Annotated in this window: 23 protein-coding genes; 2 read left to right on the top strand and 21 right to left on the bottom strand. The window is 73.0% G+C overall.

What is annotated here, in order from left to right:
- The first annotated feature begins 3 nt into the window (after nt 1-3).
- Complete coding sequence (locus tag ACIBPC_RS00480; RefSeq protein WP_398840277.1) at nt 4-1884, top strand: alpha/beta hydrolase; 1881 nt, start codon at nt 4-6, stop codon at nt 1882-1884.
- 93 nt (nt 1885-1977) lie between these two features.
- On the opposite strand, the gene ACIBPC_RS00475 is transcribed toward ACIBPC_RS00480, so the two are convergent.
- From ACIBPC_RS00475 to ACIBPC_RS00450, 6 genes are all read right to left on the bottom strand, one after another.
- On the bottom strand, nt 1978-3453 hold the full coding sequence (locus ACIBPC_RS00475; RefSeq protein ID WP_398840275.1) for an AI-2E family transporter: 1476 nt from the start codon (nt 3451-3453) through the stop codon (nt 1978-1980).
- Between the two features lie 179 nt (nt 3454-3632).
- Nucleotides 3633-4349 carry a transglycosylase SLT domain-containing protein gene (locus ACIBPC_RS00470; RefSeq protein ID WP_398840274.1) on the bottom strand — a complete coding sequence of 239 codons (717 nt, stop codon included), beginning with the start codon at nt 4347-4349 and terminating at the stop codon, nt 3633-3635.
- Between the two features lie 469 nt (nt 4350-4818).
- A complete protein-coding gene (locus tag ACIBPC_RS00465; RefSeq protein ID WP_362966342.1) occupies nt 4819-6120 on the bottom strand; it encodes a PhoH family protein in 1302 nt (433 codons plus the stop codon).
- Nucleotides 6121-6463: 343 nt separating this feature from the next.
- Nucleotides 6464-7252, bottom strand: a complete 789-nt coding sequence (locus ACIBPC_RS00460) for an isoprenyl transferase (protein ID WP_398840272.1) — start codon at nt 7250-7252, stop codon at nt 6464-6466.
- A 228-nt stretch (nt 7253-7480) separates the two neighbouring features.
- The gene (locus ACIBPC_RS00455) at nt 7481-8236 is read right to left on the bottom strand and encodes a prepilin peptidase (protein ID WP_398840270.1); all 756 of its coding nucleotides are present in this window, start codon (nt 8234-8236) and stop codon (nt 7481-7483) included.
- A 205-nt stretch (nt 8237-8441) separates the two neighbouring features.
- Complete coding sequence (locus ACIBPC_RS00450) at nt 8442-8975, bottom strand: DUF1990 family protein (protein ID WP_398840268.1); 534 nt, start codon at nt 8973-8975, stop codon at nt 8442-8444.
- Nucleotides 8976-9071: 96 nt separating this feature from the next.
- Between ACIBPC_RS00450 and ACIBPC_RS00445 the strand changes: the two genes are divergently transcribed.
- Nucleotides 9072-10781 (top strand): serine/threonine-protein kinase, encoded by a 1710-nt coding sequence (locus ACIBPC_RS00445; protein WP_398840266.1) that lies wholly within the window; start codon nt 9072-9074, stop codon nt 10779-10781.
- A gap of 18 nt (nt 10782-10799) precedes the next feature.
- On the opposite strand, the gene ACIBPC_RS00440 is transcribed toward ACIBPC_RS00445, so the two are convergent.
- The 15 genes from ACIBPC_RS00440 to ACIBPC_RS00370 all read right to left on the bottom strand — a co-directional run bounded on the left by ACIBPC_RS00440 (nt 10800) and on the right by ACIBPC_RS00370 (nt 21855).
- Nucleotides 10800-11546, bottom strand: a complete 747-nt coding sequence (locus ACIBPC_RS00440; RefSeq protein ID WP_362966167.1) for an OmpA family protein — start codon at nt 11544-11546, stop codon at nt 10800-10802.
- Between the two features lie 13 nt (nt 11547-11559).
- Complete coding sequence (locus ACIBPC_RS00435; RefSeq protein ID WP_398840263.1) at nt 11560-12168, bottom strand: hypothetical protein; 609 nt, start codon at nt 12166-12168, stop codon at nt 11560-11562.
- Between the two features lie 36 nt (nt 12169-12204).
- Nucleotides 12205-12852, bottom strand: coding sequence for a hypothetical protein (locus ACIBPC_RS00430; RefSeq protein WP_362966171.1), 648 nt, complete (start codon nt 12850-12852; stop codon nt 12205-12207).
- 41 nt (nt 12853-12893) lie between these two features.
- Complete coding sequence (locus ACIBPC_RS00425) at nt 12894-13097, bottom strand: hypothetical protein (RefSeq protein WP_362966173.1); 204 nt, start codon at nt 13095-13097, stop codon at nt 12894-12896.
- 326 nt (nt 13098-13423) lie between these two features.
- Nucleotides 13424-13750: a hypothetical protein gene (locus ACIBPC_RS00420; protein ID WP_362966175.1), complete on the bottom strand. Its 327-nt coding sequence runs from the start codon at nt 13748-13750 to the stop codon at nt 13424-13426.
- A gap of 37 nt (nt 13751-13787) precedes the next feature.
- Nucleotides 13788-14435 carry a hypothetical protein gene (locus ACIBPC_RS00415; protein ID WP_362966177.1) on the bottom strand — a complete coding sequence of 216 codons (648 nt, stop codon included), beginning with the start codon at nt 14433-14435 and terminating at the stop codon, nt 13788-13790.
- A gap of 38 nt (nt 14436-14473) precedes the next feature.
- Nucleotides 14474-14776 (bottom strand): WXG100 family type VII secretion target, encoded by a 303-nt coding sequence (locus ACIBPC_RS00410; protein ID WP_362966179.1) that lies wholly within the window; start codon nt 14774-14776, stop codon nt 14474-14476.
- A 90-nt stretch (nt 14777-14866) separates the two neighbouring features.
- Nucleotides 14867-15757, bottom strand: coding sequence for a DUF5936 domain-containing protein (locus ACIBPC_RS00405; RefSeq protein ID WP_398840260.1), 891 nt, complete (start codon nt 15755-15757; stop codon nt 14867-14869).
- A gap of 64 nt (nt 15758-15821) precedes the next feature.
- Nucleotides 15822-16784 (bottom strand): type II secretion system F family protein, encoded by a 963-nt coding sequence (locus ACIBPC_RS00400; protein WP_398840259.1) that lies wholly within the window; start codon nt 16782-16784, stop codon nt 15822-15824.
- Nucleotide 16785: 1 nt separating this feature from the next.
- Nucleotides 16786-18126 (bottom strand): CpaF family protein, encoded by a 1341-nt coding sequence (locus tag ACIBPC_RS00395; RefSeq protein ID WP_362966185.1) that lies wholly within the window; start codon nt 18124-18126, stop codon nt 16786-16788.
- Between the two features lie 10 nt (nt 18127-18136).
- Nucleotides 18137-18508 carry a TadE family protein gene (locus tag ACIBPC_RS00390; protein ID WP_398840258.1) on the bottom strand — a complete coding sequence of 124 codons (372 nt, stop codon included), beginning with the start codon at nt 18506-18508 and terminating at the stop codon, nt 18137-18139.
- A complete protein-coding gene (locus ACIBPC_RS00385; protein WP_362966189.1) occupies nt 18505-18882 on the bottom strand; it encodes a TadE/TadG family type IV pilus assembly protein in 378 nt (125 codons plus the stop codon). The genes ACIBPC_RS00390 and ACIBPC_RS00385 overlap by 4 nt, the downstream gene beginning before the upstream one ends.
- Complete coding sequence (locus ACIBPC_RS00380; RefSeq protein WP_398840256.1) at nt 18879-20099, bottom strand: CpaE family protein; 1221 nt, start codon at nt 20097-20099, stop codon at nt 18879-18881. The genes ACIBPC_RS00385 and ACIBPC_RS00380 overlap by 4 nt, the downstream gene beginning before the upstream one ends.
- A gap of 16 nt (nt 20100-20115) precedes the next feature.
- Complete coding sequence (cpaB, locus tag ACIBPC_RS00375) at nt 20116-20877, bottom strand: Flp pilus assembly protein CpaB (RefSeq protein ID WP_362966193.1); 762 nt, start codon at nt 20875-20877, stop codon at nt 20116-20118.
- A 72-nt stretch (nt 20878-20949) separates the two neighbouring features.
- Nucleotides 20950-21855 (bottom strand): hypothetical protein, encoded by a 906-nt coding sequence (locus ACIBPC_RS00370; RefSeq protein ID WP_398840254.1) that lies wholly within the window; start codon nt 21853-21855, stop codon nt 20950-20952.
- Nucleotides 21856-22049: the final 194 nt, after the last annotated feature.

Genomic DNA, 22049 nt, shown 5'->3' with positions numbered 1-22049 from the left:
ACCGTGAACGACCGACCGACGCCGGAGCCGGACAGAGCGGGCGCACCCGCCGGCGGGGGTGTCCGCGAGGCGCACCACGCCCCCGCCGACGCCCCCGCGCCGCCCGCGCCCGAAGCGCACGCCCCCGGGCCGCGCGACCGCCTGCGCGCCGCCGGACGCCGCGCGGCGGGCCGTACGGCGGCGATCGCCCGCCACCCGTACTGGGAACGGCCGGACAGCGACTGGGTGGTCCGCCGCTGGCCCGACCTGACGGCCTGCCTGGCCGCCACCTTCTTCTTCTGGCTGTCCCTCACCCCGTCCCTCGTGCCGCGCCCCTGGTACTACCAGGGCCTCATCGGCGGCATCACCGCCGCCATCGGCTACGGGCTCGGCGCGCTGGCGAGCTGGCTGTTCCGCCGCCTGTCGCCCTGGCAGCCGGACGAACGGGCCCGCGCGCGCTGCTGGCTGGCGTACCTGGTGCTGCTGCCGTTCGCCGTCGCGTTCTTCCTGGGCCGCAGCGCCGACATGCAGCGCGAGCTGCGGCGCCTCCAGGAGCTGCCGCCCACCCTGACGTGGCACTCGCTGATGATCGCGCTGATCTCGCTCGTGGTGCTGGCGCTGCTGCTGCTCGTCGCCCGCTCGATCCGGCTCGGCACGCGCCTGCTGACGCGGCTGCTCGGCCGCTTCGTGCCCTGGCCGGTGGCGGTCGCGCTCGGCCTCGCGCTGTCCACCACCGTCGTCGTCATCGGCGCGCGCGACGTCGTGTGGGACCGCGGCGTGCTCGGCATCGCCAGCCGCCTCGCCGCCGCCAAGGACAACAGCACCGACCCGGGCGTCATGCGCCCGTTCTCCCCCGCCCTGTCGGGCAGCCCCGACTCGCTGATCGACTGGGACGACCTCGGCAACAAGGGCCGCACCTTCACCGGAACGGCCCTCACCGCCGCCGAGATCTCCGACTTCACCGGTACGGACGCGCTCGACCCGGTGCGCGTCTACGTCGGCCGCAAGGCGTACGACGGCTACGCCGACGGCGTGCAGCTCGCCGTCCGCGAGCTGGAGCGCACCGGCGCGTTCGACCGCGACGTCCTCGCCGTCACCGGCACCACGGGCACCGGCTGGGTCAACCCGACCACCGTCGAGGCGCTGGAGTACATGCACGGCGGCAACACCGCCGTCGTCACGATCCAGTACTCGTACCTGCCGAGCTGGGCCTCGTTCATGGTGGACCGCAGCGAGGCGGGCACGGCCACCCGCGCCCTCTTCGACGCCGTCTACGAGCGCTGGCGGCAGGAACCGGCGGACGACCGGCCGGAACTGCTCGTCTTCGGCGAGAGCCTGGCCGTCTCGGCGGTCGAGGCCGCCTTCGACGGCCTGGACGACATGCTGGCCCGCACGGACGGCGCGCTGCTGATCGGCCCGCCCGACTTCAGCACGATCCACAGCGAGCTGGTCGACCGGCGCGACCCCGGCAGCCCCGTGTGGCGCCCGCAGTACGACGACGGGCGGCACGTCCGCTTCGCCCAGTACCCCGACCGCGACCTGCGGCTGCCGCAGGGCGAGCCGTGGCTGGAACCGCGCGTCGTCTACCTCCAGAACGCGTCGGACCCCGTCGTGTGGTGGTCGCCCGACCTGCTGTTCCAGCGGCCCGACTGGCTGGACGAGCCGCTCGGCCCGGACGTGACCTCGGCCATCGACTGGTTCCCGTTCGTCAGCTTCTGGCAGACGACCGTGGACATGGCCGTCTCGTACGGCGCGCCCGCGCCCCACGGCCACCGGTACGGCGCCAACCCCGTCTTCGCCTGGGCCGCCATCTCCCCGCCGGACGGCTGGACGGCGACCGACTCGGAACGCCTCGGCTGGCTGCTGGAGATCCGGCACCCGCCGAAGCACGGCTGGGCGGGCTGACCCCCGCCGCGTACGGCGACGGCCCGGCCGCCGCGACCCGTCGGAGGTCGCGGCGGCCGGGCCGTCGCGCGTCGCGCGTCGCGCGAAAGGTCCTCAGTCGCCACCGGGCGCGGGCGGCGCCGGGGAGACCTCGGCGATCGTCGCGCCGCCGGCGAGCGTCTCCCGCCCGGCGCGCCGGTCCACCTCCTCCTGGTACGCCCGCAGGTAGCTGACGACCGTGCTCGTCACCGCGATCAGCGGCACCGCCACGACCGCGCCGGGGATGCCCGCGAGCATCGACCCGGCCGCGACGCCGAGCACCACGGCCAGCGGGTGCACGCGCACCATGCGGCCGAGGATGAACGGCTGGAGGATGTGCCCCTCGATCTGCTGCACCAGCAGCACCACGCCGAGCACCAGCAGCGCGTCGACCACCCCGTTCGTCACCACCGCGACGAGCACGGCCAGCGCGCCCGACGCGATCGCGCCGACCAGCGGCACGAACGACGACAGGAAGACGATCACCGCGAGCGGCACCGCCATCGGCACGTCGATCACGAGCAGCCCGACGCCGATGCCGATCGCGTCGATCAGCGCCACGAGCACCGTGCCCCGCACGTACCCCGTCAGCGTGATCCACGCCCGCGGCCCCGCGCCCGCGACGCCCTCACGCGCCGCGCGCGGCACCAGCCGCAGGAACCAGCCCCACACCCCGGCGCCGTCGTACAGCAGGAACAGCACCACGAACAGCGTGATGCCCGCGCCGGTGAAGAACTCCACGGCGTAGTTGACGCCTTCGAGCCCCGCCGACGTCAACTCGCTGCTGTGGCTGCTGATCCAGTCGTTGAGGTTCTCGACCCACTCGTCGAGGTTGTCCTCGGTGATGTCGAACGGCAGCTGCGTCACCCAGTCCTGCAGCTGCTCGATGCCGTCCCGCACCTGCTCGACGAGGTTGTCCGTGTTCTCGATTATCTGCCAGACGACGAACCAGCCGATCAGGCCCATCACGGCGAAGCCGCCGAACGCGGTCACCGCCGTCGCCGCGCCCCGGCTGAAGCCCATCCGCTTCAGCCAGCCCACGAACGGCTGGAGCAGCGCGGTGATCAGCAGCCCGGCGGCGAACGACACCACCAGCAGGCTCACGGCGCTGACCACCTGCATCAGCACCCACACGACACCCGCGATCACCAGCAGGCGCCAGCCGGCCTCCCCCGCCACGCGTACGCCCCAGGGGATCGCCTCCGCGGGCGGGGGACGGCGGCCGGGAGCGGGACCGGCGGGGCCGGTGGGCACCGGCGGCCGGACGTCACCGCCGCCACCGCCGCCACCGCCGCCGCCCGGCCCGTCGCCCACGGCCGTCGCGGGCGTCGCCGCCGCGGCGGCGGGTGCCACGGCGGCCGGTGCGGACGGGGGCGCGCCGGAGTCCCCGGGCCCGCCCGCGGACGTCCGCGCGCCGGTCACCCCGGCCCCGCCCCGTTCGTCCGCCTCGCGCACCCGGCGCTCCTGTTCGCGCTCCGCCTCGTCCCGCAGGCCAGAGACCCGCCTGCCGAGCCGGGACACCCTGGTCCCGAACCGGCCAAGTCGTGACATCCGTTTCCCTCCCCGTGCGGGAGCGGCGCTCCGCTCCCTCGTGCTCTCACTGCCGTCCGACGTTACCGCGCGCCGGTGGCGGCGCGGAGCCCCCGGGGACACGGCGAAGCCCCCGTGTCAGTTCTGACACGGGGGCTTGACCTGAACGATACGGGCGCCCGGGGGCGCTCCCCACCGGCTCAGTACCAGTTGTTGACCGTCCAGAAGTCCCAGGCACCGCACGGGCTGCCGTAGCGGCTGTCCATGTAGTCCAGGCCCCACCGGATCTGGGTGGCGGGGTTGGTCTGCCAGTCGGCGCCGGCGGAGGACATCTTGGAGCCGGGCAGCGCCTGCATGAGGCCGTACGCGCCGGACGACGGGTTGGTCGCCTGGTAGTTCCAGCCACTCTCGTGGTCCACGATGTTCGAGAAGCACTGGAACTGGTCGGCCGGCACCATCTGCCGGGCGAGCGCCTGGACGTCGGCGACGGAGTACGAGGACTGCACGGGCGCGGACGCCGCGGCCTCCGCGCTCGCCGCCTGGGCCTCCGCCGCTGCCGCCTCGGCCTCGGCGGCCTCCGCGGCACGCCGCTCCTCCTCCGCGCGCTCTTCCTCGGCGCGGCGGTCGTGGGCGTCCTCCGCGGCCTGGAGGCGGGCGGCCTCCTGGGCGGCGCGGCGGGCGTCCGCGTCGGCGGCGCTCGCCTGCGACTCCGCCTGCTGCGTCAGCGAGGCGGTGTGCAGCTGGGCATTCGCTCCAGCGGGTATCTCAGCGAGCAGCGTCGCGTCGGCAGCGACCACCTCGACCGGCTCGGTCGAACGGCCCTGCTCGTCCCCCGAGGCGACACCGACGGCAGCGCCGACGGTGGTCACCGCGGTGGCGGACGCCACTGCGAATCCACGGACCGAAATCCCGGTCACACGGTTTCCTTCCGACAGTCGACCGCGCGGCCGGAGCCCGCGGACGCAATCGTGCCCCTGACACGGGCCTCCCCTGGTGGTGGTCACAGGAGGCGCTGACCCGGCCGGGGTCCCGGTGAGGGGACCCGCGTGGTGCTTCGGGCGGCATACGGCGAGCGGCTTTTCAGTTGTGAAACGCAGTCGTTGAGGTGTCCTCGCGGAGACCAGGTGCCGTATGCGGGGCCTGACAGAGGCACACACTGCCGGAAGCCGCCGGGCGGTGGCAATTCAGTCCTGTGTGGGAAAGGTCACACGCACGCCGGTCTTGTCAACCGTCCCGGGACCGGTTCCACGCCTCCTGCCAGGGGTTTCGCCGGTTTACCCAGCGGGGCGAACGGCGAAACGCGCGGCGGGCGGGTGGGCGGCGTCACGGCGCCACCGCCGCGTCCGCCGCCGGAACACCCGCCCGCCGCGCGCCCCTGCCGGACCGTCAGCCGCGGTCCTCCTCCAGCATCTCCGTCACCAGCGCGGCGATCGGGGAGCGTTCGGACCGGGTGAGCGTCATGTGGGCGAAGAGCGGGTGCCCCTTCAGCTTCTCGACGACGGCGACGACACCGTCGTACCGGCCGACCCGCAGATTGTCGCGCTGCGCCACGTCGTGCGTCAGCACCACGCGCGAGTCCTGCCCGATGCGGGACAGCACGGTCAGCAGCACGTTCCGCTCCAGCGACTGCGCCTCGTCCACGATGACGAACGTGTCGTGCAGCGACCGGCCGCGGATGTGCGTCAGCGGCAGGACCTCCAGCATGCCGCGCGCCACGACCTCCTCGATGACCTCACGGGTCGTCACCGCCGACAGCGTGTCGAAGACGGCCTGGGCCCACGGGTTCATCTTCTCGGCCTCGGTGCCCGGCAGGTAGCCGAGGTCCTGGCCGCCGACCGCGTACAGCGGCCGGAAGACGACGACCTTGCTGTGCTGGCGCCGTTCCAGCACCGCTTCGAGGCCCGCGCACAGCGCGAGCGCCGACTTGCCCGTACCGGCCCGGCCGCCGAGCGACACGATGCCGACCTCCGGGTCGAGCAGCAGGTCGAGCGCGATCCGCTGCTCGGCGCTGCGCCCGTGGATGCCGAACGCCTCGCGGTCGCCGCGCACCAGCCGCACCTGGCCGTCCGCCGTGACCCGGCCCAGGGCCCGCCCGCGGTCCGACGAGATGACGAGGCCGGTGTGCACCGGCAGGTCGGCGGCGACGGGGTCGCTCACCTGCTCGGTGGTGAACAGCTCGTCCACCGCCTCGGCGCTCAGCGCCACCTCGACGAGGCCCGTCCAGCCGTCCGCGTCGGTGACGGCCAGCTCGGCCCGGTACTCCTCGGCGGCGAGCCCGACCGACGACGCCTTGATGCGCAGCGGCAGGTCCTTGGAGACGACGGTGACGTCGTGCCCCTCGGCCTGGAGGTTGCGGGCGACGGCGAGGATCCGCGAGTCGTTGTCCGCGAGCCGCCCCCGCTCGTTCAGCATGGCGGCGGGCAGGACCGTGGGGTCCGAGTGGTTCAGCTCGACCCTGAGGGTGCCGCCGAGGTCGCCGATCGGCAGCGGCATGTCGAGCCGCCCGTAGCGCACGCGGTACTCGTCGAGGCGTCGCAGCACCTGGCGGGCGAAGTAGCCCAGCTCGGGGTGGGCGCGCTTCGCCTCCAGCTCGGAGATGACCACGACGGGCAGCACGACCTCGTGCTCGTCGAAGCGCGTGAGTGCCGATGGGTCGGCGAGCAGGACGCTGGTGTCGAGGACGTACATGCGGCGATCGTTCGAACGCTTGTTGCTGGTGGCCACGTGTGGACGAACCCCCTCGGGACGAGGTGTGGGATCACGGCGCCCACGGCGCCGGGGATCTGCCGGCCGGCCAGGCCCCGCGACACACGGGGCCCGTTACCGGCCCTGGTCCCCAGTGGAGAGGGGGGATTCGTGGTGCGCAAACGGGCCTCCCGGGGACCGCACCCGCGCACGGTCCGCCGGGAATATGCCCGCTTCCCGCACAACTCATGCGGGCGCGGCCCGGGGCGGCTGTCCGCGTCCGGGCGTGTCGCCCGTGTCACCGCCGCCGCCGTACGGGGCGTACGCCAGGGCCGTTCGGGGGCCCTCAGACTCCGTATCTCCGGTGACGCGCCGCGTAGTCCCGCAGGGCGCGCAGGAAGTCCACCTTCCGGAACGCGGGCCAGTACGCCTCGCAGAACCAGTACTCCGAATGAGCGCTCTGCCACAGCATGAACCCGGACAGCCGCTGCTCGCCGCTGGTGCGGATCACCAGGTCGGGGTCGGGCTGGCCGCGGGTGTAGAGGTGCTCCGAGATGTCCTCGACGGACAGCGATTCCGCCACCTGGCCGAGCGTCTGCCCCTCGGTCGCACGCTTGGCGAGCAGGGAGCGGACGGCGTCGGCGATCTCCTGCCGCCCGCCGTAGCCGATGGCGACGTTGACGAGTATCCCCGCGCGGTCCCCGGCCTGTTCCTCGGCCTCGCGCAGGACGCGGCGGGTCCGCTCGGGCAGGACGTCCAGGGCGCCGACGTGGTGGACGCGCCAGCGGCCGTCGGCGGCGAGGTCGCGGACGGCGCCCTCGACGATGGACAGCAGCTGCTCCAGCTCGCGCGGCTCGCGGTTCAGGTTGTCCGTGGACAGCATCCACAGGGTGACGACCTCGACGTCGGTCTCCTCGCACCAGCCGAGGAGGTCGCGGATCTTCGCGGCGCCGGCCTCGTGGCCCTCCTTGGTGGTGCTGCCCGCCGCCTTGGCCCAGCGGCGGTTCCCGTCCAGGATGACGCCGATGTGCTTGGGCGCCCGCTCGGTGTCGAGACGCCCCTCCACGCGCCGTGCGTAGAGCCGCACGACCAGGCGGCGCAGTGTGTTCTTCATCGCGCTCTTGAACGCGCTCATGCCGTGTGCCCAACCCCTCGAAGACCGCTCGGGTGTCCCGGAACTCTACTGCCGTGCCGGAGGCCCTCGAACCGGAACCGGCGAATCCGGCCACCGGGGTGACGGGTGCGCGGCGGGGGGCGGGAACAGAAAGCGGGCCGGTCCGTGGGGGGGGTTACGGACCGGCCCGAGGGGGGGGTTCCACCGTAACGCATCGGAGACCGAACCGGGACATCCGCGCGCGGATATTTACCCGGGCGCGGCGAGTCCGCCGGCCAGCAGCCCCGCGAGCGCCCCGAGCGCCAGGAACGGCCCGAACGGCACGGCCGTCTTCCGCCCCGCCCTGCCGAGCGCGACCAGCCCCAGGCCGTAGCACGCGGCCAGCAGGTAGCCGGTGAACGTGCCCAGCAGCACGGCGGGCCACCCGTACCACCCCAGGGCGACACCGACGGGGACCGCCAGCTTGACGTCGCCGAAGCCCATCCCGCGCGGGTTGACGAGGAAGAGGACGAAGTGGACCCCGCCGAGGACCGCGCCGCCCAGCAGCGCGCGCGGCCAGCTCCCGCCCGCCCCCGGCAGGAGCGCCGCGAGCCCGAGCCCGGCGGCGACGAGGAGCGCGAGGGGCAGCGTGAGCACGTCGGGCAGGCGCTGCACGGCCGCGTCCACGGCGGCCAGCAGGACGGCGAGGGGGGCGAGGGCGAGCCACACGGCCAGTTCCGGCCGCTCCCCCACGGCCGCGGCGAGCGCCACGCACACGGCGGCGGCCACGACCGTCAGCGCCAGCGGCGTATGGGCGGTGGCGGGCGACAGCGCCACAGCGCAGTCGGCGCAGCGTCCGCGCCCCAGCCAGCCGGGGGCACCGGACGGGATCGGGTGGCCGGAGGGGCAGGCGGAGCGCCAGGGCGTGCCCGGTTCGACGGCGAGCCGGTAGCCGGGCCTGGCGATCAGCGCGCCGGCCAGCGCGCCCCAGAGGGCGGCCAGCGGGATCAGCAACGGGGCGGACACGGCCCTGAGCGTAACGGGGGGGGAACGTCATGCGGGCCGGTCTGTCCGAGTGGGGGGGAAGGACAGACCGGCCCGTTGATGGGGCGGTATCGGAGCGGGGGGGGTGGCTCACGATCCGCCCCGCCAGCTGCCGCCGGGGTGGGAATGGCGGCACTGGCCGAAAAAGATGGCAGCGACTGCCAGCACTGGGAACGATACCGCACCGTCAGCCGGGCCGTGACCCCCCGGAGCACAGCCCCCGGAGCCCGCGGCCGTAACTGTGCGCGATGACCCGCTGGGCCGCCCGCCCCAACGGCCCAGCTCCGCGCAGATACCACGCGGCCGGGCTGCTGACCGCCGTCACGGTGAGCGACACCTCACCGCCGGAGCGTCGTTCAACGATGAACGATTCCTCACCCCTTTCGGGGTGCCCCGGCAGCGTGCCGTAGGCGAAGCCCACGCGGTCCTCCTCACGCACCGTCCACACCACACGGCAGGGCGCGGTCAGCCGCAGCGGCCCCACCCCGAGCGCGAGCACCACCTCGGCCCCCGGCACGGCCTCGCCCTCCGCCGCCCGCACCCTCAACCCACTCGCACGGTGCATCTCCCACCCGAACACGGCACGCCCCGCCGCCTCCCACACCTCCACACCGGACCCGACCGCCACCCGCACACACATCACCCGCACCCCGACGGGCAACACCCCGCCTTCCCGCAGCTCACGGGTGACACCGACCCAGGAATAGGTGAAGTCCGCCACACACCCTGGCTACCAGACACCTCGACACACCCACAACACGCCGGACCGTGGCCACTAGGATGCGCTCCGCAGCCGACACACGAGTGGGGGGCCACCATGACAGGTCCAGCGACACCGTCACCGTTCCGGCCACTGGAAGCCGCCGACCCCCGGGAGGTGGCCGGTTACCGCCTCACCTCCCGCCTCGGCGCCGGGGGCATGGGCACGGTGTACCTCTCCTATACGCGCGGCGGGCAGCCGGTGGCGCTGAAGGTGGTCCGCGGCGAGTTCGCGGCGGACCCGGAGTTCAGGCGCCGGTTCGAGCAGGAGGTGCGGGCGGCGCGGCGGGTGCAGGGCGCGTACACCGTGCCCGTGCTCGACAGCAACACGGAAGGCGCCGCGCCGTGGCTGGCGACGGCGTACGTCCCCGGCATGTCGCTCGCGGACGCGGTGCGCGCGTACGGGCCGCTGCCGCTGGAGACCGTGCTGCTGCTGATGGGCGGGGTCGCGGAAGGCCTCGCCAGCATCCACGCGGCGGGCATCGTGCACCGGGACCTCAAGCCGGGGAACGTGCTGCTCGCGCCGGACGGGCCGAAGGTCATCGACTTCGGCATCGCGCGGGCGGCGGACGCGACAGCGCTCACGGGCACGGACGTACGGGTGGGGACGCCGTCGTACATGGCGCCCGAGCAGATCACGGGCGGGGCGACCGTACCGGCGACTGACGTCTTCACGCTGGGCCTGGTGGCGTACTACGCGGCGACCGGCGGCCATCCGTTCGGCGAGGGCGCGGCGCACGCCGTGATGTACCGGGCGGCGCGGGAGGAGCCCGACCTGGGCGCCGCGCCGCCGCAGCTGGCGGGGCTGATCGCCGCCTGCCTGGCGAAGGCGCCGGAGGCGCGGCCGACCCCGGCGCAGGTGATCGAGGCGTGCCGGGCGCTGGCGCCGGGGCGCACGCTCCAGCGCGGCGAGAGCTGGCTGCCGGCGCAGCTGGCGGCGACCCTGGACCACCGCGCCTCCACCCCGGCCCCGACCACTCCCCCACCCCCGCCCGCACCCTCCGCACCACCGCCCCGACGCAACCGCAGGATGGTCGCCCTGCTGGCTGCGACGGCGGTCGCGGCAGCGGCGGCGGGCGGTCTGCTGGCATCACAGCTCCTGACCGACGACTCAGGCACTCCCCGGACAACCGGCACGGCTTCGGAGACCACCAGCCCGCCCTCCACCCCGACGGACGACGCGGAGAACTCGACCGACGCGTCGGAGCCGTCCGAGACCCCCAGCCGGCAGCCGCCGCCCGACATCGACCCGGATGCGCCTTACTGGGAGGCCAGGAGCGGTGAGGAGTTGGTGATCCGTGCTCCGAGATATCGCGAGGACATCTACGTCGACATCACCGGACAGTGCTTCGACGCGAATGTGACCGTCGTCAGCCTCGAACGCCTGGAGGTGCTCAACGACATCGGGTTCGGGAGCATCGACCACAGGAACGAGCAGACGAGGCTGCAGTACCTCTTCTGCGACCATGAGAGGGCGCGGGACGACGGCATCTCGTACGACGCGGACACCTTCGTCGGCCTGGTGGACGACCCGGCGACCACCGCCGAGGAGTGCTACGCGGCGGCCCATGAGTCGCCCCTGCCGAATCCCGTGGCCCTGGACGACATTCTCCGGGGCCGTACCCTCCACGAGGGCGTCGGTCTCTGCGCCGAGAGCCCGGACGGATCGATCACCATGCTGTGGATCGACAGGGTGGAGACGGACCCCACCAACCACGACCTGCCGACCTACTTCACGACGGCGACCCAGTGGCAGCCCAACCGGTGACCGTGGCCGACCGGCCGTTCACTCGGAGGTCGGCCAGGAGATCTCCACGCGCCGGTTGCGCTGGCGCCCTTCCTCGGTGGCGTTGTCGTAGAGGGGGTAGTCCTCGCTGTAGCCGCGGACGTTGAACACTATGCCGGTCGGGTTCTCGATGAGGCCGAGCAGGACCTGATGCGTGTTGCTCGCCCGCTCGTCGGACAGCGTGCGTCCGCTCTCGTACGAGCCCTGGTCGTCGGTGAAGCCGAAGATGTTCACCCGCGACGGCTGGTACTCGTCGATGGCGGCGGCGACCTCGGCCAGGGCCTCCTCGGACTCCGGGGTGATCTCGCTGCTGCCCTCGCCGAAGATCACGTCGGTCTGGAGGGTGAACTTACGGGTGTTGCCCGTCTGTTCCTCGCGCTGGCCGCTGTCGTCCCCGCCGTTGGGGGTCTGGCCACCGGTGTCGGTGCCGCCGCCCGACGTGTCACCGTCCTGCGAGCCGCCGCCGGACGCGCTGTCGTCCTGACCGCCTTGCTCCGGCGCCCCGCCGACGTCTTCCGTGATGAATTTGATGTCCAGGACACGGGGATCGGCCAGGGTGGCTCCGTCGCCGAGCATCAGTCCCGGCGCGTCCGGGTCGATCTCCGGCAGTTCAGGTGCCACGTAGCCCGGGGGCTGGTCCACTTCGTCGCCCTCGTCCGCCAGAGCGGGCGTCGCGAAAGCCAGTACTGCGGTGCCGGTCAGCGCGGCGACGACCGCCCTCGCTGCCCACTGTGATCGGTGCGTCATCCGTCAGCTCCACTCAGCGGATCTCGATGGTGGCCGGGGGCATGTTGCCGACCTGGAAGTTCACCTGCGTGGAGCCGGCCTCCGGCTCCGGGAACTGCGCGAACCACGAGACCGTGGCACCGGCCTCGATCCCGTTGCCGAAGCCCGTGCACAGGCAACGCCCGGTCGTGTCGCGGAGGATGAGATAACGCTTCCCCTCCTCGGGGACCACGAGGGACGCGCCGGCCATGGAGAACCCGTTCTCCGCCAGTTCCTCCTCCTGCCCGGCCCAGGCACTGGCGAACCACATCTCCGAACCGTCGTTGCGCAGGGTGCCCTCGATGGTGAGGAAACCGCCCGCCTCGCGCTCGGCCCTCGTGACCGTCAGCGTGATGCTCTCCTCGCCCGTGACCTCGGCCAGGGCCTGCGCGGGCTCGTCCGAGTTCTCGTCGCCCTCCGGCGTCTCCTCGTCCTGCGGCTCCCCGGCACCGTCGTCCTCGGGAGCGGACTCCGAGGTGCCGGCCCCCCGAGACGTGTCGTCGTCGCCACCGCCGCCGGAGCAACTGGCGACCGCCACCACGAGCGCGGCACCGAGCGCCACGACGATCAGGATGAGGCGGGACTTGCTATCACGGAGATCCATCGGGCGCCGGTCCTTCGAATGTCAGCGAGTCGGTGGTCAGTCTTCCAGGTACACGCGGAACAGGTCCCGTGCCTCGGGCAGTTGGTCTTCGTCGTCCGGATCTATGGTCCACCGGTCATCCTCGCAGTCGAGCTCGACCGGCGCCGGATCGTCTTCCTCTTCATCGCCTTCGCCGCCTTCGCCGTCGCCGGGATCGTCCGGTTCCTCACCGTCGTCCGGGTCCTCCGGCTCCTCCGGCGCTGTCTCGACCAGGTCGCAGAGGCCCTCGATCACCGCCGTCGCCTCGGTCCGCACGGTCGTGGGCCCGCCGACACCCGGGATCACGGAGTCGATGTCGTCCTCGCTGGTGACCACCACGCGGTACCCGGGGCGCCCGCCGACCGGCGCGCATTCGTCGACCACCGCGCCGTTGCGTTCCGCCAGGCGGCCCGCCGCGTCACAGGCTCCGGGCGCCGCGATCCCGTCGCCCCCCAGGATGTCGCCGAGATCCGGGGCGCCTTCCCCGGCGGCCGAGTCGAGGACCCCGTCGAACAGACGATCGCGTGCCTCCTGCGCCGCCGCCAGCGCCGCGGCGTCCGCCGCCGACTGCCCTCCGCCACGCAGCATCGCCGCCTGCGCGAACACGAAGAACGCGAGCGCGACGAAGAGAAGGCCGGACACCATCCATATGTAGAGGGGGAACACCGCCCCGCGCTCCCGCGCAAGGCCCGCCAGGCCGGCTGCGCCTACTGGTTGAGGACCCTGTTGACCGCGTTCTGCACGGCGTCGCTCACCTGGTTGTCCAGATTCAGCCCGACGACGAGCGCCACGATGCCCGCGATCAGCAGGAGGAGGCCTGCGTATTCCACGAAGCCCGCGCCGCGGTCCTTGGTGTGGCCGTGGAGGTGGTTCGTGATGGTGTGCAGCCACCTCAGCGTCAGCCTGCTCATGGTGTCCCTCTCCTCCGGCCGGGGCCGGTGCGGGCGGCCGTTCCGGGCCTTTTGTGCTCCCGTTGCCACGGTACTGCCGCGCGGCCCGTGACGGTACGGGTGGTGGGTGGTAACTCTGCGCGTGACCGGGGCGGTTGACGCTTCGTCGTGTCATGTCGGCCCCCTCCCCGCACACCGGTCCGTACCCCTGTCGGCACTGACTGTGCCACACCGGCCGCGCCTTCGGCAGGGAGACCATCCGATCAGATGACGCCCCGTCGGGAACGGCCCGGCGCACACGGGACGTTGCCCGGTGCGCCGGGCCGTGAAACCCGTGCCGCGCGTGCTCAGACGGCCTGCTGGTCGCCTCCGCCGCCGCCGTCGCCCTCCAGGGACGCCTCCAGCTCGGTCTCGAACTCGTCGACCGTGCGGATCACCGTGTCGGCCATCTCGGCCAGGCCCTCCAGCTGTTCGCTGATGTCGCCCCGGCCGTCCTTCCAGCCGCTCACGAAGTCGTCCAGCGCGTCCACCACGCGGTCGTCGCCGAACGCGTCGTTGTACGAGTCGAACGTGTCGCCCGTCCGGTTCATGTACTCCTTGACGGTGCGCAGCTGGGGGCCGAATTCGGCCAGTTCCGTGAGCGGGATCGCCATCCGCTCGCCGCCGTCACCCATCTCCTGCCTCCCTCCCTGGTGCTCGCTGTCCTGCCCGTCACTCCGCCGTGAAGCGGAACGTGGAGGTGACCGCGTCGAACACGTCGAAGAACGAGTCGGCCAGGTCGAGGACCTGGCTGCTGCCCGCGACGAGTGCCACGGCCTGCTGGTCGCCCGGCAGCGGGATGAACGTCTGCATCAGCACCGCGCGGATCGTCCGCGTGTCGCCCGGGACGCTGATGTCCTCGACGCCCTTTGTCCGCGCCGCCTGGCCCACCTCCGGGATGTCCACGGTGGTCACGTCCCGCCACGCGTCGCCCTCGCGGCGGGCCACCCGGGTGCCGAGCCGGCTCACGATGGCCGCCGGGTCGGTCGGGAGGACCTCGCCCGACGCCGTGCGGGCGCCGACGATGGAGACGGTCACGGACGCGGTGATCGGCGGCCCGCCGCCGAAACTCTGTGCCATGCAGCCGCAGTAGACGGCGCCCGAGTCCCACGCCTGCCGTGCCTGCCGGCGCAGGAACGAGGCGACGACCTCGCGGTGCTCGGCCAGCTCCGGCACGTTCCTGACGCGCTCGTCCACCATGCGGCGGATGCTGTTGTCACGCGTCTCGGGCCGCAGGTCGAACTCCCACCACGAGTCCGGCACCGAGATGCGGAACCCCTGCCGTTCGACGGTGACGGTGTCCACCCATTTGTCGGCCATGCCGCTCCTCCCTCCGGGCCCCGCGCCAGTCACGGGGACTAGTCGCGGAGGCCTTCCTCCAGCTGCTGGTCGAGGTCGGAGAAGCCGTCGGCCGCTCCGTCGAGGAAGTCGCCGAGCCCCTGGAGGGCGTCGACCGCCTCCCTGGCACCCGTGGTGAACTCCTCGTACAGGGAATCGAACCGCACCGACGACTTGGACGTGACGTAGCCGTCGGACACGAGATCGGTGATGTACGTCCGCAGCTGGTCGAGTTTGATCTTCAGCTCGTCCTTGGCGTCCCGCAGGTGGTCCGCCGCGTCGTGCATGTCCTGGTACGTGACGTCGAGATCGCCCTGTGCCATGTGCAACACCCCCTCGCCGCCAAGCCTACGCGGCCGTCCGCGCGGGCTCCTCCACGGATTCGTAACAGCCGCCGCACAGCGGCGCAACAGTCAGTCGCCGAGGATGGCGCCGAAGTCGGTGCCCGAGCCGAGGATCATGCCCGTCACGATGATGATCATCGTCGCCGGGACCATGAAGACCAGCGTCGCCATCGTCGCCTTGGGGATGGCGCGGGCGGCGCGGCGGCGCGCGTTCTGGGCGTCGGTGCGGCGCATGTCGGTGGCGATCTGGATCAGCGTGTCGGCGATGGGCGCGCCCAGTTCCTCGCCCTGCTGGAGCGCGGAGACGAACTGGTTGACGGGCTCGGAGTCGTTGCGCCTGCGCAGCTCGTCGAACGCCTGGCGGCGCGGTACGCCCATGTCCATCTGCCGCAGCGTGATGCGTATTTCGTCGGCCCAGGGGCCCTCGTACCGCCCGGAGACGCGGTCGAGCGCCTGCCGGAAGCCGAGCCCCGCGGAGACGACGACGGCGAGGACGTCGAGGAAGTCGGGGAGGGTGCGGTCGATGACGTCGCGGCGTTCGCGGATGCCCTGCCATATGGCCGCGTCGGCGGCGAACGCGCCGAACGCCACGCTGAACAGGGCCAGGACCGGCTGCCCGGCCGAGACGAAGACCAGCGTCGTCAGCAGCCCGAAGACGCCGTAGACGGCGCGGCGCGCCGCGTAGCGGTCGAGGGTGAGGCCGCCGGGGTTGCCCGCCTGGTCGATGCGGCGGCGCTTGCGGTCGACGGCGCGCGGGCCCATCAGGCGCAGGACGAGCGGCGCGAAGCGCATGCCGAGGCGGTCCACGGCCGAGCCGCCCGCCGAGACGCGGCTCGAACCGATCTCCAGGGCGACGGCGAGGTCGGGCGGCAGCGGCGTGCCCGCGCGCAGGATGCGGATCGCGGTGACGATGCCGAGGACGGCGGCGCCCATCGCGAGGCCGAGCAGCAGTCCCACCATTGGTGTGTCCCGTTTCTTCCGTGTCGCTTCTTGTGCGGCGCTTCGTGCGTGGGCGGCGTGCCGGTCAGACGTCGATGCGGCCGAAGCGGCGCACGACGACGAAGCCGACGATGTAGAGGGCCAGCGCGACGACCATGGCGATCTGGCCGCCGGTGCTGCCGGTGACGCGGCCGAGCGCGCCGGGCGACATGCCGTTGATCATCAGCAGCGCGCCGACGCCGAGGAGCGGCACGGTGACGGCGGTCGCGTTGACCTCGGCGAGCACGGTGCGTACCTCGCGCCGTGTCTCCTTGCGCTCCTCCAGGGTGGTGGTGAGGTTGCGCAGCGACGCGACGATGGTGCCGCCGGCGCGGTTGGCGAGGATCAGCGTGGTGACCAGCACGTTGAGTTCGCGCGAGGGGAGGCGGTCGCCCAGTTCGGTGAGGGCCTCCTCCATGGAGCGGCCGACGGCCAGCTGGTTGGCGACGGTGGCCAGTTCGGCCCCGGCCGGTTCCTCCATCTCCTCGGCGGCCATGGACAGCGCGGTGCGCATGGCGAGTCCGGCGGCGGTGCCGTTGGCGATGAGGCGGGCGAGTTCGGGGAGCTGGCCGATGAACCGCTCGGTGCGGCGGGCCCGTTGCCAGTTGAGGAACGCGTTGCCGCCCCACAGCGCGACGACGCCGCACAGCGGGCCGAAGAACGGGGCGAGGACGGCCGTGCCGAGCAGCCACAGGACGGCGACGGCGCCGAGGACGTACGCCGCGTACTCGCCGGGGGTGATGTCGAGGCCGGTCGCCTGGAGTTTGCGGCGCAGGCCGCGGCCGAGCCTGGTGCCGCGCAGGCGGCGGTCGAGGGCGTCGAAGCGGCGCCTGCGGCCGGGGGTGTCGGCCGCGCCGCCGCCCGCGGGAAGGGCGGCGGTGGCGCTGAGGCGGCTCAGGAGGTCGCGGCGCTGGGCGCGCCCCGAGGACCAGAGCTGGAGTCCGGCGATGCCGCAGGCGAGCGCGAGCAGGGTGAGTCCGATGGTGAGGAGGGAGAGGTCGGTCTCCATGTCAGCTCGCCTCCCGGGTCGCGAGGTGGGAGTCGTCGAGGTGGACGCCGAACGCGGCGGGGACCTGTTCGCCCGCCAGGTAGAGGCGGTCGGCGACGGCTCGGGGCAGGGGGTGGTGGACGAACGTGCCGTGCACGCGGCCGTCGGAGCCCATCGGCTGGACGCGGAACTCGGCGAGCGTGGCGATGCGGAACGGCTCGCGGCCGTGCGAGGCGAGGACGGCGATCTCGGCGAGGCGGCGCGTGCCGTCGGGGTGGCGGACGAGCTGGACGAGGATGTCCACGGCGCTGTTGATCTGGTCGCGCAACGCCTCGAAGGGGACCTGCAGTTCGGACATGGACGCGAGCGTCTGGAGGCGCAGCAGGGCGTCCTCTGCGCTGTTGGCGTGGACGGTGGCGAGGGAGCCGTCGTGGCCGGTGGACATGGCCTGGAGCATGTCGAGGGTCTCGCCGCCGCGCACCTCGCCGACGATGATGCGGTCGGGGCGCATGCGCAGGGAGTTGCGGACGAGGTCGCGGATGGTGACCTCGCCCTTGCCCTCGATGTTGGGCGGGCGGGATTCGAGGCGGATGACGTGGTTCTGCTGGAGCTGGAGCTCGGCGGCGTCCTCGACCGTGACGATGCGCTCGCCCTCGGGGATCAGGCCGCTGAGCGCGTTGAGCAGCGTGGTCTTGCCGGAGCCGGTGCCGCCGGACACGATGACGTTGAACCGCGCCCTGACCAGCCCGGACAGCAGCATCACGAGCTGCTCGTCGAGCGTGCCGAAGCCGATCAGCTGGGGCAGGGTGTACGCGCGGGGGAAGCGGCGGATGGTGAGGGTGGCGCCGCTGAGGGACAGCGGCGGGATGATCACGTTGACGCGCTCGCCGGTGGGGAGGCGGGCGTCGACCATCGGATTCGACTCGTCCACGCGGCGGTTGACGGTGGAGACGATGCGTTCGATGGTCTGCATCAGCTGCTCGTCGGAGGCGAAGCGCAGGGGCAGCCGTTCGACGCGCCCGGAGCGTTCGACGTAGATGTGGTCGGGGCCGTTGACCATGATCTCGGTGATCGAGGCGTCCTCCAGGAGGGGTTCGAGGATGCCGAGCCCGAGTGCCTCGTCCACGACGCGGCGGATCAGGAGGGCGCGCTGCTGGGTGGAGAGGACGGGGCCCTCGCGGCTGAGGATGTGGCCGAGGACGCGTTCGAGGCGGTCGCGGCGTTCGGAGATGTCGAGGGACGACATCTCGGCGAGGTCGATCTCCTCCAGGAGCTTGGCGCGGTAGGTCGCGACGAGACGGCTGTCGCCCGGTCCGGGGGCGGCGGGTTCGTCGGGAGCGGTGACGCGGGATCGCAGGGCCACGGTTGCCTCCTCAGTCGCAGGGCATGGTGACGGTCCGGCTGGCGGTGCCGAGGTTCGGCAGGAACGGCAGGACGGACGGGATGCGGACGCTGACTGTGACGGTCGCCTCGTCCCCGCAGGCGGCGGTGCGTTCCACGGAGGCCTCGTCCGCCAGCGCGTCGCTGAGGGACGCGAGCCCGCCGGCGACGTACGCGTCCTCCGTCTCCTCCTGCGCGGCGAGCCGGGCGGCGGCGCGGGCGGCCGAACCGGCCTGGAGCGCGGCGTACCCGGCGACGCCGAGCTGGAGCGCGGCGAGGGCGACGATCAGCAGGATCGGCAGCCAGCCGGCGAACTCGATCGCCGTCACGCCCCTGTCGCGCTCCTGCGCGCGCCCCCTCCTCACGGCCGGTCCTCCTCGGCCGCGCCCGCCGTGCCGGTGACCGTCACGGGCAGGCTGAACGCGCCGGGGAAGAGGACGGGCACGCGCAGCTCGACGCGGGCGCGCCGTACATCCCCCTCCAACGGGCAGGACACCGACGCGTCCCAGGCGCCCGGCAGGTCCTCGCGGGCGGCCGCGGCGCACGCGCCCTCCGCGTCGCCCCGGGCGGCGGCGCCCGCGCGCGCCCCGGCGTCGGCGGCGTTCCCGGCGAGGGAGAACGTGTAGCCGATCAGGATGCACTGCCAGATGACGGCCATCATCAGCAGGATCAGCGGGAACAGCCCGGCGAACTCGACGATGGTGGAGCCCCGGTCGCGGTGTGCCGCGGGGCCGGTCATCCCCGCCTGCCGCGGCGCCTGCCGCCCCCGGGCGCCGCCTCGGGCGGGACGAGTCCCAGCTCGGCGGCCAGCGCCCACAGGGCCTTGCGTACGGGGGACTTGGGGTCGATGTCCTGGACGCGCCCGGCGTCCTGGGCCTCCTGGAGGTCGCGGTAGCCCGCCGGGACGACGGACCGCGCCACCTGCGTGCCGGTGATGCGGGCGATCAGCTGCGGCTGGATCGCGCCGCCGCGGCCCATGCGGTTGACGACGGTGAGGGTGTCCTGCGCCTTGCGGACGCGCAGCCGGTCCCACATGCGGACCATGCGGTTGACGGCGCGGACGGAGATGACGTCGGGCGTCGTGACGAGCAGGGCGGCGTCGGCGGTCTCGACGGCCGCCGCGACCGCGCTGTTCATGTGGGAGCCGCAGTCCACGACGACGACGTCGTAACGGGCGCGCACGGTCTGGAGGATGTGGCGCGCGGCGGCGTCGGTGACGTCCTCGCCCCGCTCGCCCTCGGCGGGCGCGATGAGCATGGACAGGCCCGTCTCGTGCGCGAAGACGGCCTCGGCGAGCACCTGCGGCGTGATGTCGGGGATGCCCGCGAGGTCGGCGACCGAGCGGCGGAACTGGACATCGAAGTACGAGCCGACGTCCCCGGCGAGCAGGTCGAGGTCCACGAGGACGGCGCCCCGTTCGTACGGCCCCGACTGCGCGGCCAGCGCGAGGTGCGCGGCGACGAGGGTGGTGCCGACGCCGCCCTTGGCGCCCGCGACGGTGACGACGCGGCCGCCGGGCGTGCCCGGCCCGGTGTCGCCCGCGCCGAGGTGGCGGCGCATCCCGGCGGCCCACTGGCCGGCGGTGCCGACGCGGGCGGCGAGTTCGTCGTACGACAGGGGCAGCCCGGCGAGGCCGCGCGCGCCGGCGTCCATGGCGGCCGAGTAGAGGCCCGCGGTGGGGTCGGCGGAGACGAGGACGACGCCCACGGCCGGGAAGCGCAGGGCGACTTCGCGGATCAGCTCCAGGGCGGGCAGCGGTCCGATCCGCTCGTGGACGACGACGACCTCGGGCAGTCCCGCGACCGACTCCTGGGCGAGCGACGCGAGGGTGTCGAGCAGCCCGGCCGAGTCGGGCACGGGGCGCATCGGTTCGCTGTCGGGCAGTTGGCTGAGCAGGGTGATCAGCGAGCGGGCGGCGTCCGGGTCGCCCACCGCGGGGAGGATGCGCGTGGTCATCGGGTCCACCTGGTCCTTACGGGACGATCGCGTCGAGATCCGCGTGCGGATCGCCGTTGATGTCACCAATGATGGTGTACGTGCGCTCCTGCGGCGGGACTTCCTGCTCGTCGCCTGGCGCGACGAGGGCGAGCCTGACCTGTTCGGCGAACGCCTCGGCGAAGGTGACGCGCTGGGCGTCGGTGTTGTCGAGGGCGAAGGTGATGGGGACGGCGTCGGTGGTGCCGTCGTCGTCCTCGACCTCGGTGAGGTCGCCGACCTCGATGACCTCGGCGTTGTTGACCATCAGCTGGACGATCTCGTACTCGCCGTCGTTGTTGCCGCCGTCACCGCCGCTGCCGCCGCCCTCGACGCGGTAGGCGGCGTACATATTGATGGTGGCGCCGGGATAGATCTTCCCCGCGACGCCGGTGGACGCGTCGATCATGACGGCGATCTCCTGCTGTCCCGGGTCGAGTTCGGGCCGGTCGGAGAGCATGTCGGTCTGGAGCAGCGACCCTTCGGACAGCGGGCCGACGGCGACCTGCCCGTCGATCTGGTCCAGGTCGGTGACGGTGGACGGCGATATGTAGCGCTCGGGCATGCTGACCTCGCGCAGCCGGTCGGCCGTCACCTCCTCATACGGCTCGACGTCCTCGGCGAGTTCGTAGGCCGTCCGCTCCGGGCCGACGCGGGACTCGACGTCGTTGACGACGGCGACGACCCCCGCGAAGGCGCCGAGCGCGAGGAGGCCGGAGAAGATCAGCAGCAGGGTGCCGCGTCGCTGGCGGGCGTTCATGCAGTGTCTCTACCTTCTCGTGCTCTCTTTAGGCCTGTCAGGCTGGGCAGGTGTGCAGGCTGGGCAGGCGTGTCACGCGGACCGGTGCGGGCCGCCGGGGGCCAGCGCGCGGTGCCGCGCCTGGCCTATGGCGGCGCGGGGGGTGCGGTCGGGCTGCACCAGGGGGGCGGAGCAGAACGCGCAGCGGTCGCCGATCAGCGTCAGGCCGCACCAGTGGCACGTCTCCTGCCGCATGGAACCGACCATCTGGTAGAGCAGCGAGACGTCGGAGATGGCGGCGGCGAACTCGACGAGCTTCCCCGTCCCCCACCAGGCGGCCGACTCGGCGGGCAGGGGCACGGGGTGGACGCCGCGGACCTGCCACTGGCGGGCGAGGCGGGCGGTGACCCACTCGCTGCCGTTGCCGAGCGCGCCGGGGGCGTAGGTCAGGGAGGTGGAGAACTGCGGGCCGCTGAGCGACCCTTCGCCGTCGGCGCGCACCAACTGGGGCGCGGGCCCGGCGAGTACGGCGAGCTGGCCGGACGGTCTTGGTGCGCCCGTCGGGTCGGCGGGGAGGGCGACGGGGACGCGGTCGAGGCGGGAGCCGGGGGCGAGGAGGGCGCCCGCGTACACGTAGTGGGCCAGCAGCCGGGTGGAGGCGCCGAGGACGCCGGGCGCGAAGTCGCAGACGGACAGCTGGCGCAGCTGCCGGACGAGGACGGCGGTGCCGAGCGGCGGGAGCGCGCTGGGCAGCAGGGCTATCCGGTCGGACTCCAGCATGGCGCGTACGGCGTGGAGCCGCTGGACGGTCGCGCGGGGCGTGGTCGTCGGGTAGACGGTGACGAGGTGGCCGTGCTGGTCGAGGAGCCTGGCGGTCTCGGCGAGCGCGTCGGGGAACTCCTGGGCGTCCGGCGGGGTGAGGACGTGGGCGCCGGGGGTGTGCTGGTCGGTGGGCGGGAGCACCAGGTCCGCGCTGGTGACCGCGATGGCGATCGGCATGCCGCTCCCCCCGGGCTGAACACCCGTCAGTGACGTCGCTGGGTCTGCCAGTCGGGAGCTTATCGATATCGCGGGCGCCGGGAACAGCGCTGAACTGCCTTGTCCGCCGGGACCATTGACAGCGGCGCTGGTCTGGACCAATCTCCTGCGTGACGGTGGCCACCGTTTCGTCCCACAGCCCCACACCCCCACAG

It is taken from the genome of Streptomyces sp. NPDC049879, from assembly GCF_044461265.1.
GTDB lineage: Bacteria > Actinomycetota > Actinomycetes > Streptomycetales > Streptomycetaceae > Streptomyces.
The sequence above is the reverse complement of the archived record's forward strand: the minus strand, read 5'-3'. Positions and strand labels throughout refer to the sequence as shown.